The sequence below is a fragment of the Acidobacteriota bacterium genome (assembly GCA_026707545.1).
Lineage (GTDB): Bacteria > Acidobacteriota > Thermoanaerobaculia > Multivoradales > Multivoraceae > Multivorans.
The window spans coordinates 268,546-280,803 of record JAPOWR010000002.1 but is presented as its reverse complement, the minus strand read 5'-3'; the positions used below and the strand labels follow the sequence as shown (position 1 = coordinate 280,803).

The following is a 12,258-nucleotide window of genomic DNA, read 5'->3' as shown; positions in this document are numbered from 1 at the left end:
CCTAGGACGTTGCGGAACCCGTGTGGCGCGTTTCGCGCCACACGCGAACCAGTCGTAGCGCCCGTCACCGGACGCTCGGATGGAATCTCGTACGGTCCCGCGACCGTTGGTCCACCCATGATTCGCACCCGACAAGCGTCTTCAACACGGACCGTGACCGCCGTCACCCTGGCCTTCTTCCTTGGCACCGCCAGCTCTTCGTCGGGACTGGAGATCTCCAATCCGGCACTGTTCCAGAAGAGCCTCGCCGCCGCGGCTCAGGCGGTCAGGCAGTACGGGCTGCTCGACGACCCGGCGGCTCAGGAACGGGTCAACCGGATCGGCTACCAGGTCGCCTACCACGCGGACTTCGACGAATACCCCTTCACCTTCGCCGTCGTCGACACGCCCCTGCCCAACGCCTTCGCTCTGCCCGCCGGGCAGATCTTCGTGACCAAGGGCATGCTCGACCTGGGGCTCTCGGATGACATGCTGGCGGCGCTCCTCGGCCACGAGATCGCGCACGTGACCTCCGAGCACTTCCTGAAGCAGAAGAAGCGCGCGACCTTGCTCAACGTGGCGAGTTCCCTGCTCTCCGTCGGCCTGATCGCGGCAGCCGCGTCCGATCGGAACGACGGCTACGTCGGTCCCTACGGCTACACCCGCGACCAGGGGTCGACCGCGGCAGCCGCCCAAGCGGCCCTTACAGGGGGCATGGTGTTCACCGAACTGCTTATGCGCAGCTACTCCCGCGAGCACGAGGACCAGAGCGACGAGGAGGGACAGCGCTACGCCGCCGCCGCAGGCTTCGATCCGAACGGACTGGCTCAGTTGATGACCAGAATGGGCGAACGCATCTCCCAGGCGAAGGTCCTCGGCTACTGGCAGACCCACCCGTTCTTCGACTCGCGCGTCGTTGCCGCCGAGGCCCGCGCCCGCTACCTGGCGACGCTGCAGCCGGAACCGTCCGAAGACGTCGATGCGTACCGCACCGCCACGCAGACCGTACTGCTCGAGTACGCGGAACGGGGTACGAAGGAGCAGCCTCAGGGCCGCCGGCAGGGACGACCTCCGTCATCGCCGGAACTCGATCTGCTGAAGGCAATGGCCCTCGGTGCGTGGCCCTCGGGCACCGCCGCAGAATCGCTTCGGCTCGAGAACCTGCACAGGCTGCGCGACGCGGAACTCGAACGGCTGGCCACGTCCCGCGACTACGGCCGGATCACCGCCGCCTACCGTCAGCAGATGGAGAGCGTCCGCTCCCTGACCCCCGAGACGCCCTTCCTGGCGGTGCTCAGCAACGAAATGGCCGACCTGCGCCGCCAGTCGGAAGAGCTCTACGGCCAGTCGATCAGGATCCTCGACCGGGGGGTGTTCGAGACACCCTTCCTCGAGGCCTTCCTCTCCAACTATCCGGACTCTCCGCGGGCACCCAAGGTGGCGCTGCTGCTCGGGATCTCCTACAGCCGGCTCGGCCGCGAGACGGACGCGGTGGAGCACTTTCTCAAAGCCTGGGAGTCGGAGCCGGCCGGTGCGATAACCGAAGACGGCGACAGTCCCGCGGCCGACGCTCAGCGAGGATTGCGCAACCTGGCGCCCGTGCTCACACGTCTTGGTTCCCTCCAGCACCTCGCGTCCCAGAAACGCGACCCCGAACTCGGCCAGCGCGCCGAGGACCGGCTGGGCAAACTGGTCGGCAGCTATGACGACATCACGAGCGGTTCCGAGTATCTCGAGCGCTTCCCGAACGGCCCTTACGCAGGCGAGGTCGAGGAGCGGTTGAACAGACTGGCGGACGTGCTGTACAAGGAGATGCTCACGTACCAGGAACTCGGCGACGCGGCGAAGGCGATTGCGCGAGCCAACCTGATCCTCACCCATGCCCCTCACTCGCCAAGCGCCCAACGGATCAGTGACGAGAGGCTCAACGATCAGGTCGACGCGTAGCCTCTGGTTCGGCCTCGCCCTGGTCTTCGTCGCCGCGGCGCTGCCGGCCCAGCGGGAGGCCGTCGAGCGCGAAGTCGCCGCGGCCGTCGACGCCGTTCTCGTGAACGTCGGGACCGCGCGTAGCGCAGGTGACCTGGCGCGGGCGCGCGGGGAATTGCTGGCGCTCAGTAGGCGTCTCCCCGCGAGCGAACATCCCCAAGCGGCAGTTCGCAGCCGGGCCCTGGTCGAGGCCTCCGCACTGGGACGGCGCACCGGCGACGTAGCGAAAGCCGCCGGCGAACTGCTTCGGGTCCTGGAGCGCGAAGCCGAGAACGAGTGGACGCCCCGGGCCCACTACGAACTCGGCGAACTACTGCTTGCGCGCGGGGACTGGCAGGGGGCAGTCGACCATCTGAGGCTGGCGCGGGAGGGCTGGCTCCGACAAGCCGCCGGAGCGGAACCAGCGAGCGGGCTCGCCGACGCCGCCCTCGACCGGATGACCCTGATTCACCGCCTGATCCTGCGGCCTCTCACAGGTAGGGAGCCCTGGAGCCGGTCCAGGCCCTACCTGCCCGAGCAGGCGGGAATCGAGAGACCCCGCGGCGTCGCCGCCGGAGCGAACGGCGAACTCCTCGTCACCGAACCGAACCGGGCCGCGATCCTCGACCCCAACGGGAGCCCCTCCTCGGCCCGGGACCTGCGCGGAATCGTCCGGCCCAGCCAGGGTGCCGGCGGTGGCGGCGCCGTGATCACGGCCGACGGTGTGACCCGGCTCCAGGATCTCGTGACGGTCTCCTTTGGCCGGCCCCAGGGCGGCACGCTCGACCGGATCGTCGCCGCCCACCAGGACGGGTTCGGCAACTGGACCCTCCTCTCCCGCCGCACCGCCGAAGTGCTTCGCTACGACCCGGACGGCCGCCCGCTCGAAACCCTCCGTCTCGGCGCGATAAACCAGCCCATCGATCTCGCCGTGGGCGAGGACGGCACCATCCACGTCCTGGATGCCGGCTCCCGCTCGCAACCGGCCACAGTGCATCGCTTCGGCAGGAACGGCGACTTCGAGGAGTCGTTCCGCGCCGACTGGAACCGGCCCACGGCGGTCGACGTCGACCCGTTCGGCAACCGCTACGTGCTGGACGCCTCGTCCCTTCAGGTTCTGGTCTACGATCCCCACGCCGTGCCCATCGCCACGATCGGCCCCATCCTTCCGAGCGCTCAGGAGCTGCGGGCTCCAGAGGACATCGCGGTCGACGCCAGGGGCCGCATCTTCATCGCCGACAGCCGGCTCGGCGCGGTCCTGGTGGTGGAGTAGGCATGCCGCGGAACCGCACGTCGACGCGACCCGTGCTCGCGGCAGCCGCGGGGGTTCTGACGGCGCTCTTCGCTCTTTGCGGGTCCGTGGCGGCCCAGCGTCTCGGCGTCCAGGAGATCGGCCGCAGCGATCTGGAGATCGAACGCTCGAGCCGACTGCCGCCGCAGGCGACGGCCGCTCTCGCCGAAGCCGGCGATCTCTACGCGGAAGGCGACTCCGAAGGAGCCATCCCGGTCCTCGAGACCGTGATCGCAACGCTTGAGCCGCTCGCCGCGGCAACCGGTGACGCCCGGACGCTCGCGGCCGACGACCCACGCCTGTTCGAGACCCTGCAAACCACGTGGCTCTACCTTGCCGCCGCCCATTGGACGCTCGACGACCGGGATGCCGCCGACGAGGCGCTCGACCGGATCGTCCGCCTCGATCCGCTGTTCGAGCTGGACGCCGACACGGCAGGCAGGCAGTTGACCGAGCGCCTGGAGAGCCGAAGGGAGGAGCTCGTGGGACGCGTCTCCTTTCTCGTCCTCCCCCGGGACGCCCGCATCCTGGTCGGCGACCTGGAGTTCGAGAACAACAGGCCGCCGGAGGCGCCGCCGGCGGCGGAGGCCGGCGCGGAAGCGGAAGACGAAGGCGAACAGGAGGTTCCAGCCGATGACGGCGACGACTCCACCGCTTCCGATCCCGAGGCCGAGGCCGAGCCAGACGTGGAACCGTTCGAACCTCCGGAGCCGACTCCCCTGCTGGTCGGCGACTACCTGGCCTCGGTGGTCCGCCCGGGCTTCCTGCCAACCACCGCCGCGTTCACGATCGTCGGCGACCGGGACCTCGAAGTCGAAGTCGAGCTGGAGCGCGACAGCGCGGTCGTCCGGCTGCGGACCGCGCCGACCGGGGCCACCGTGCTCGTCGACGGCATCGAACGCGGGCGAACCGCCGGCCAGGCGGAACCCTGGTTCCGGCCCGAGGGCCCCGTCTCGGCGCATCCGCCCGAGGACTTCTCGGAGGAACTCTGGATCGAGGATCTGCCGCCCGGCCGCTACCGGATCGAGGTCGAGAAGGACGGCTTTCGAAGCGTCCGGACCAGCCTGCAACTGCCCGACCTGCGCGACTACGACCTGCGGCCGATCGTGCTCGAGCGGGAGGAGGCAGTGATCGGTCTGGCCGGCCTGAGCGAAGGTGCGACCGTCCTTGGCAACGGCCGGATTCTCCGCCCCGATTGGTCCAAGTCGCCGCCCCAGGTGCGGCTTCCTCCCGGCGCGTACGACTTATCGGTGACCCACGGCACGCTGGGCTACTTCGAGACCTCCGTGGTCGCCGCGGACCGGCGGCGGATCGACATCGAGGTCGAACTCCGGCCCGCGCTTGTCTACCTCGGAGTGCTGGGTGACGATCCGGCCGGCGTTCGCGCGATGGAGGCGGCGCTCGAGTCGTTCCGCGGTTCCGGCGTCTACACCGTCCTCGGACGTGCCGCGGAGGGCGTCGCCACACTCGCCGACCTGGGGGTCGACGCGGAAACGCTGCGCGACCGGGAGACCGCCCGCCGGGAACTGGACTGGAACGCGATCCAGGAGCAGGTCGAGGCCAACCTGCCGGCGGCGCTCTACTTCGCCGCCGTACTGAACGACGACCTGGTCGCCGACGCGGTCGACCTGTGGTGGTGGCCGGCGGTCCCCGGTCCCCCGGGACCCGACGTGAGGACGGTGCGAATCGAGGGCGGGAGGCTCGAAGACGGACCGCTCACGCGGCTCGCCGGCGCTCTCGCCCCCGACCTGGGCCGCCAGACGCCGCGGTTCGGCGCCGTCCTGATCGACTCGCTGACGGCGGGCGTGCCCATCGTGGCCACGGTGGAACCCGGCGGCCCTGCCGAGGCGGCGGGGCTCCGGCCCGGCATGGAAGTCCTCGCCATCGACGGCACGGCAGCTTCCTCGACCCTGCAACTGACCGCGGCGCTGGAAGACCTGGAGCCCGGCGGCGTGATCGAACTCGAGGTCCAGGACCGGAACAACGTGACCAGCCTGACCGTCGAGCCGCGGTGGGGGTGGACCCAGCTCGACGTCCGGGACCCCGACCTGCTGCCGTCCGCTGCGGCCGCGCGGCTGCTCCAGGAGCTGGATCGAAGCGGCGACATCCCGCGCTGGCTGCTCGAGTTCAACCTCGCCAACCTGCTCCTCGCGGAAGGCGACGCTCCCGAGGCCATCCGCCGCCTGCGGACGATCGATGCTCCCGGCCGTAGCGGACTGGGCCGCGAGGCGGTCGAGTACACCGTCGGCCTCGCCCTGCAGGACCTCGCCGACGAGGGTCGGAGCGAGTACCGGGCTCGCGCTCGGGCGGTCTTCGAAGCCCTTGCGTCCGCTGAGCGCGGGCGCCTCGTCTCCGACGGCGGGCCGAGGGTCGCGCCCCGGGCGCGCCTGCACGCCGACGCCCTGGCGGACAACTGATGCCCATGTCCGGGCCGCGGCCCGACGTTTTGGTGGTCGGTGGAGGCCTGATCGGCCTGCTGATCGCCCGCGAGCTGATTCGCGCCGGCGCCCGGGTCGAGGTCGTCGACGACCGCCGCGCCGGCGCCGCCTCGCCCAACGCGGCGGGGATGATCGCGCCGATCGCCGAGAGCAGCGCCGATGCTGCATTCGCCAGGATGGCCATCAGGTCGCGCGATCTCTGGACCAGGCTGGCCCCGGCCCTCGAGCGCGAGAGCGCGATCTCGATCGACTACGACGACGCGGGCTCCATCCTGCCGGTCCTCGACGAACCCGGTCGCAAGGTTCTGGCCCGGATCCGGCAGCAGGCCACCGACCTCGGCGAGCCGACCTCCGAGCTCGACCGAAACGACCTGCTCCGCCTGGTGCCGGATCTTCGACCCGGGATCGAGGCGGGATTGCTGCTGCCCGGCGAACACCGCGTCGACAACCGGCTAGCCGCGTCAGCGGCAGCAGCGGCACTGGAACGCCGGGGCGTGACCCTTCACCGGGCCACGGTCGAGCGGGTGACCGAGGCATCCGGCGGTGTCTCGGCCGCCGGTACCGGCTTCGCGCGCGACGCCGGCGCCGTCGTGATCTGTGGCGGCGCATGGACGCCCGCGATCCAGGGTCTGCCGACGCTGCCGATCCGTCCCGTCAAGGGCCAGATGATCGCGTTCGACGCCATCGACTGGACCTTTACGGGCGCCATCCGAACCCCGTCCTTCTACGCCGTGCGCCGTGCCGGCAACCGCCTCCTGATCGGCGCCTCGGTCGAACACACCGGCTTCGACCTGAGCCTCACCGACGATGTCGGCAACGGACTGGCCAGCGCGGCCGCAGACCTGCTACCCACGCTGCGCGACCGGCAACCAGTGGAGCACTGGGCCGGGCTTCGCCCGGGAACGCCCGACGGCTGGCCGCTGGTCGGTCAGCTGAGCGATCGCCTCCACATCGCCGCCGGACATTTCCGCAACGGCATCCTGCTGGCCCCGCTCACCGCCCGGATGATCGCGCCGATGGTCCTCGGCCGACCCGCGAACCCGGTCGCGCCGGTCCCGGCCGCGATGCGGCCCGAACGCTTTGGTCCGTACGCCCGCTGACTCTGCTACTCTCCCGGCTCTCCGCATCCGCCCGAACTCGAAGGCCGGCACTGGTTGTCCCGCGCGAGGAAAGAGTCCGATGACCCACATCATCTTTGAACCATGCATCGGCGTGAAGGACACGTCGTGCGTCGATGTCTGCCCTGTCGACTGCATCTACGACGATGACGACTGGGAACTGCTCTTGATTCACCCCGAGGAGTGCATCGACTGCGGCCTGTGCGTCGATGCCTGCCCGGTGCAGGCGATCCTGCCCCTGGAGGAGGTTCCCGAGGGCCAGGAGAAGTACATCGCGCTGAACTACACGGCGTTCGGCTTCGACCCGCCGTGAACTGAGCCGGCAACGGCGGCAAGAGATTCCTGGGGCGCGACGCGAGTCGCGCCCTTCGTGTCTGCGGTGGCAAAGTTGAGTGTGATGGACTAAACTATGAGCCGTACTTGGGTCGTTCGTGCTCAGACCACGCAGACCCTCGGAATGGAGAACCGGTGGAATACAAGGACTACTACAAGACGCTGGGGGTGGCGAAGGATGCCTCCGCGGCGGACATCCAGCGCGCCTACCGCAAGCTGGCCCGCCAGTTCCACCCGGACGTGAACAAGGACCCGGGCGCCGAGGCTCGTTTCAAGGACATCGGCGAAGCCTACGAAGTCCTCAAGGACGAGGAGAAGCGCAGCAGGTACGACCAGTACGGCGCTGCCTGGCAACGGGTGCAGACCGGGGGCGCTCCCCCGCCCGGCTGGGAGGGCTTCCATTTCAACTTCGGCGGCGACCAGCGCTTCGACTTCGGCGGCGCCCGGGCTTCCGGCAGCGCCTCCGGTTTCAGTTCCTTTTTCGACATGTTGTTCGGGGGCGCGGGGCCGCAGGGCTTCCCCGGGGGTGGCCGCCCCGGGAGCTGGACCCGGCCCCGCCGCGGCCGGAACCACGAGGTGGCGTTGCCGCTCAGCCTCGAGAACCTGGCCGAGGGCGGTCCCCGGCCCATCGAGTTTCTAGATCGTTCGACCGGCCGCACGAAGAACCTCGAGGTGCAGATTCCCAGGGGCGTGCTGCCAGGCCAGTCGATCCGGCTCGGCGGCCAGGGCGGCAAGGGCATGGGCGCACCCGACGGTGATCTGCTGCTCAAGGTCGAGGCCCTGCCGCACCCGGTCTTCCGCCGCCGCGGGCGCGACCTTCACTGCGACGTGCCCGTGGCTCCCTGGACCGCTGCCCTGGGCGGCAAGGTGCGGATTCCCACCCTCGGCGGCTACGCGGAGGCGACGCTTCCGCCGGGTTCGTCGACCGGCCGGAAGATGCGCCTGCGCGGTCGCGGACTACCCAATCCCAAGGGTCCGGACGGCGACCTGCTGGCCGAGATTCAGGTCGTCGTGCCGAAGCGGCTCACCGCCGAGGAACAGACGTTGTTCGAGCAGCTCCGGGAAACATCCGGCTTCGAGCCGTCCGGAGAGGTCCCCCGAGCCGCCGGGAACGACCGCTGACAACGTACGCAAATAGGAGAACTTGAACGATATGGACCCGAACAAGCTGACGATCAAGTCCCAGGAAGCCCTGACCGGCGCCCAGGACCGGGCGCGGCGCTTCGGCCACCAGCAGGTCGACACGGAACATCTGCTGCTCGCCCTGCTCGATCAGCAGGACGGCCTGGCGCCCCGGCTGCTCCGGCGCCTCGACATCGACCCGGCCGAGCTTCACGCCCACATCAAGCGAGACCTCGACCGTAAGCCGAAGGTCACCGGCGGCGCCACCGAAGTCGGCAAGATCTACGTCACGAATGCGCTCGAGCAGCTCCTGCTTCGGGCCGAGGACGAAGCCAGGGGACTCGGCGACGACTACGTCTCGGTCGAGCACCTGCTGCTGGCAGCAGCGGAAGGTGAGGACGGCGCCGCCAGGGCGCTCGCCGAAGCTGGCCTCTCGCGGCAGCCGCTCCTGGATGCGCTGAAGACGCTGCGCGGGGCGCAGCGTGTGACGAGCAACAACCCGGAGACGGCCTACGAGGCGCTCGAGAAGTACGGCGTCGACCTGGTCGCGCAGGCCCGCGCAGGCAAGATGGACCCCGTGATCGGCCGCGACTCGGAGATCCGCCGGGCGATCCGCATCCTGTCCCGCAAGACGAAGAACAACCCGGTCCTGATCGGCGAACCCGGGGTCGGCAAGACGGCGATCGTCGAGGGACTGGCCCAGCGCATCGTCCGCGGCGACGTCCCCGAGTGGCTCAAGGACCGCAGCGTGTTCTCGCTCGACCTCGGCGCGCTGCTCGCCGGCGCCAAGTACCGCGGCGAGTTCGAGGAGCGCTTGAAGGCGGTGCTGACCGAGATCGCCCAGAGCGAGGGACGCATCCTGCTGTTCATCGACGAAGTCCACAACATCGTCGGCGCCGGCCGCACGGAGGGCTCCACCGACGCCGGCAACCTGCTCAAGCCGATGCTCGCGCGAGGCGAACTCCACTGCATCGGCGCCACGACCCTCGACGAGTACCGCCGGTACGTCGAGAAGGACGCGGCTCTGGAACGGCGCTTCCAGCCGATCCTGGTCGATGCGCCCTCGGTCGAGGACACGGTGTCCATCCTGCGCGGGCTGCGCGAGCGCTTCGAGGTCCACCACGGCGTCCGCATCCAGGACAACGCCCTGGTGGCCGCCGCCACGCTCTCGGACCGCTACGTCTCGGACCGGTTCCTGCCCGACAAGGCGATCGACCTCGTCGACGAGGCCTGCGCCCTCATCCGCACCGAGATCGATTCCCTCCCGGCCGAGCTCGACGAAGCGACCCGGCGGGTCATGCGGCTCGAGATCGAGGAGGCCGCTCTCAACAAGGAAACCGACGAGTCGAGTCGGAAGCGCCTCCAGACCCTGCGCCGCGAACTCGCCGACCTGCGCACCCGGGCTGCCGCGATGCGCAGCCAGTGGGAGAGCGAGAAGGCGGCGATCGACGACGAACGCAAGGTGCGCGAACAGGTCGAGCAGGTTCGGCACGAGATCGAGGTCGCCGAGCGCCAGTACGACCTGAACCGGGCCGCCGAACTGCGCCACGGGGTGCTGCCCGGGCTGTTGGAGAAGCTCCAGAGCGAAGAGCAGGCCGCCGGCGAGGGCGACGCAGGAGGGCGGCTACTGCGCGAAGAGGTAACCGACAACGAGATCGCCGAGATCGTCTCGAAGTGGACCGGCGTGCCCGTCACCCGGCTGGTCGAAGGGGAGCGCGAGAAGCTGCTGCGCCTCGACGAGATCCTGCATCGCCGGGTGATCGGCCAGGACGAGGCGGTCCAGCTCGTGGCGGACGCGGTGATCCGCGCCCGCTCGGGCATCAAGGACCCCCGGCGCCCGATCGGCTCCTTCCTGTTCCTCGGCCCCACCGGAGTCGGCAAGACGGAGCTCGCCAAGACCCTGGCCGAAGCGCTCTTCGATACGGAGGAGAACATCGTCCGCATCGACATGAGCGAGTACATGGAGCGGCACACGGTTTCCCGCCTGGTCGGCGCCCCGCCCGGGTACATCGGCCACGAGGACGGCGGCCAGTTGACCGAAGCGGTGCGGCGCACGCCCTACGCGGTGGTCCTCTTCGACGAGATCGAGAAGGCGCACCGCGACGTCTGGAGCGTGCTGCTCCAGGTTCTGGACGACGGGCGGATCACCGATTCCCAGGGCCGGACCGTCGACTTCAAGAACGCCGTCGTCATCATGACGTCGAACCTCGGCTCGCCCCACCTGCTGGAGGGAGTGACGCCGGCCGGCGAGATCACGGACGCCGCGCGCAACGCCGTGATGGCCGAGCTACGCCGGTCGATGCGACCCGAGTTCCTGAACCGGATCGACGAGGTCGTCCTGTTCTCGCCGCTCACGGTTGCCGAGATCGAGCAGATCGTCGGCCTGCTCACGAGCGAGCTCGAGAAGCGGCTCGGGGAGCAGGAGATCGGCCTCGAACTGACGCCGGCCGCCCGCGAATTCACGGCCCGGGCCGGCTACGACCCGGTCTACGGCGCCCGGCCGCTCAAGCGCTACCTGCAGCGCGAGGTCGAGACGCGGATCGGGCGCGCCCTGGTCGGCGGCGACATCGGCCCGGGGGACCGCGTCGTCATCGATGTCGACGGCGGACGTCTCGCGATTCGCAGCGAGCCGGCGACCGCCGACGCCGACGCCAGGAGCGACGACAACCGCGCTGCCTGACACACCGTTCACGCCTCCAACCCCGCCGCAACCTCAGAATCAGGCCGACTCCACACACAGACCAGGAGCCGCAATGAAGCTCTACGCCTTCCAGGGCTATCGCTACAACTCCGCCAGGGTCGACGCCGCCGCCCAGGCGGCGCCGCCCTTCGACCAGATCGACGAGTCCCTGCGCGACCGCCTGCACGCACAGTCACCGCACCAGTTCGCGCGCGTCACGAAACCGGTCGGGCGGGATGGCCGGACGCCGCACGAGGACTCCGTCGCGCTCCACCGCGAGTGGATCGAGAACCGAGTCGTGGTGCGGGACGAGACCCCGTCGATCTACCCCTACGCGATCACCCAGCCCGACGGCTCGCGCCGGCTGGGTCTGTGCGCCCTGGTCGGCGTCGAGCCGGGACGCGAGGGAGACCTCTGGCCCCACGAACAGACGGTCGCCAAGTCGATCGCCGAGCGCCTGGACCTGCTGCGGCTCTCCCGGATCGACATCGAACCCGTCTTCTACCTGGCCGAGGACGACGGCACGCTGGAACGCCTGCTCGGCGAGGACTGCAACGGCGCCGCCGGTGTTGCCCTGGTCAGCCACACGGATCCGTGGACCGGCGACGTCCACACGCTCTTCCGGATCACCGACCCCGAACGGATCCGCGCCTATGCCGCCGCCCTCGCCGGCGCCCGCGCCGCGATCGCGGACGGCCACCACCGCACCCAGGTGGCCCAGACCTACGCCGCCGAAGCGGGTGCTGCGAGCGGCACCGCCGCGGCGTGCAAGATGGTCGTGCTGACCAGCCTGGCCTCCGCGAACCTCAGGATCGACCCGGTCCACCGCGGTATCCGCGTACCGGTCGACCGCGACGCGATGAGTTCGCTGCCGCTCCGCCGCGACACGTTGGCCGAAACCCGCGGCGCGGCCATCGCCGCCCGCGTCGCCGCCGCCGGCCAACCGGCCCTTGCCGTCTGGTTCCGGGGCGACGCGGCGCCCGAACTCTGGACCCTCGACGCGGCAGCCGCGCCGACGGACATGCCCGGCCGCAAGGCCGATCTCCCCGCCTCCCTCCTCCACCACCACCTGCTCCGGAGCGCCGGCGTGCCCCTCGAAGCCGCCACCGACGGCAGCATCGCCTACGAGGCGGATCCCGACGACATCGTCGCCCAGCTCGAGCGGGCCGAGATCACGGCCGGCGTCTTCCTGCCTCCGATGACCCCCAGGCAGTTCGCCCGCGCGACCGAAGACGGCGACCTGCTACCGCCGAAATCGACCCGATTCCTGCCGAAGCTGGTGTCAGGCCTGGTGTGGTGTGCGCATGACGCGCACATCGTGCCCGGCTGAGC

General features: G+C 70.0%; 8 protein-coding genes. All 8 read left to right on the top strand.

Going from position 1 to position 12,258, the window contains the following annotated elements:
• Window positions 1-153: 153 nt before the first annotated feature.
• The 8 genes from OXG83_13425 to OXG83_13390 all read left to right on the top strand — a co-directional run bounded on the left by OXG83_13425 (window position 154) and on the right by OXG83_13390 (window position 12,256).
• Entirely contained in the window at window positions 154-1,926 is a 1,773-nt protein-coding gene (locus OXG83_13425; protein MCY3966029.1) for a M48 family metalloprotease, read from the top strand.
• A complete protein-coding gene (locus OXG83_13420) occupies window positions 1,892-3,217 on the top strand; it encodes a hypothetical protein (protein ID MCY3966028.1) in 1,326 nt (441 codons plus the stop codon). The genes OXG83_13425 and OXG83_13420 overlap by 35 nt, the downstream gene beginning before the upstream one ends.
• A gap of 2 nt (window positions 3,218-3,219) precedes the next feature.
• On the top strand, window positions 3,220-5,652 hold the full coding sequence (locus OXG83_13415; GenBank protein MCY3966027.1) for a PDZ domain-containing protein: 2,433 nt from the start codon (window positions 3,220-3,222) through the stop codon (window positions 5,650-5,652).
• Window positions 5,653-5,657: 5 nt separating this feature from the next.
• Window positions 5,658-6,773 carry a glycine oxidase ThiO gene (gene thiO / locus OXG83_13410; protein MCY3966026.1) on the top strand — a complete coding sequence of 372 codons (1,116 nt, stop codon included), beginning with the start codon at window positions 5,658-5,660 and terminating at the stop codon, window positions 6,771-6,773.
• Between the two features lie 79 nt (window positions 6,774-6,852).
• The gene (locus tag OXG83_13405) at window positions 6,853-7,104 is read left to right on the top strand and encodes a ferredoxin family protein (protein MCY3966025.1); all 252 of its coding nucleotides are present in this window, start codon (window positions 6,853-6,855) and stop codon (window positions 7,102-7,104) included.
• A 155-nt stretch (window positions 7,105-7,259) separates the two neighbouring features.
• On the top strand, window positions 7,260-8,246 hold the full coding sequence (locus tag OXG83_13400; protein MCY3966024.1) for a DnaJ domain-containing protein: 987 nt from the start codon (window positions 7,260-7,262) through the stop codon (window positions 8,244-8,246).
• A gap of 31 nt (window positions 8,247-8,277) precedes the next feature.
• Window positions 8,278-10,926 carry an ATP-dependent chaperone ClpB gene (clpB, locus tag OXG83_13395; GenBank protein MCY3966023.1) on the top strand — a complete coding sequence of 883 codons (2,649 nt, stop codon included), beginning with the start codon at window positions 8,278-8,280 and terminating at the stop codon, window positions 10,924-10,926.
• A gap of 73 nt (window positions 10,927-10,999) precedes the next feature.
• Window positions 11,000-12,256 (top strand): DUF1015 family protein, encoded by a 1,257-nt coding sequence (locus OXG83_13390; GenBank protein MCY3966022.1) that lies wholly within the window; start codon window positions 11,000-11,002, stop codon window positions 12,254-12,256.
• Window positions 12,257-12,258 lie beyond the last annotated feature (2 nt).

What these genes read in the sequence shown, in the direction of transcription:
- OXG83_13415 (MCY3966027.1), top strand. Translation starts at nt 3,220, where the DNA reads ATGCCGCGGAACCGCACGTCGACGCGACCCGTGCTCGCGGCAGCCGCG.
- thiO (MCY3966026.1), top strand. Translation starts at nt 5,658, where the DNA reads ATGTCCGGGCCGCGGCCCGACGTTTTGGTGGTCGGTGGAGGCCTGATC.
- OXG83_13405 (MCY3966025.1), top strand. Translation starts at nt 6,853, where the DNA reads ATGACCCACATCATCTTTGAACCATGCATCGGCGTGAAGGACACGTCG.
- clpB (MCY3966023.1), top strand. Translation starts at nt 8,278, where the DNA reads ATGGACCCGAACAAGCTGACGATCAAGTCCCAGGAAGCCCTGACCGGC.
- OXG83_13390 (MCY3966022.1), top strand. Translation starts at nt 11,000, where the DNA reads ATGAAGCTCTACGCCTTCCAGGGCTATCGCTACAACTCCGCCAGGGTC.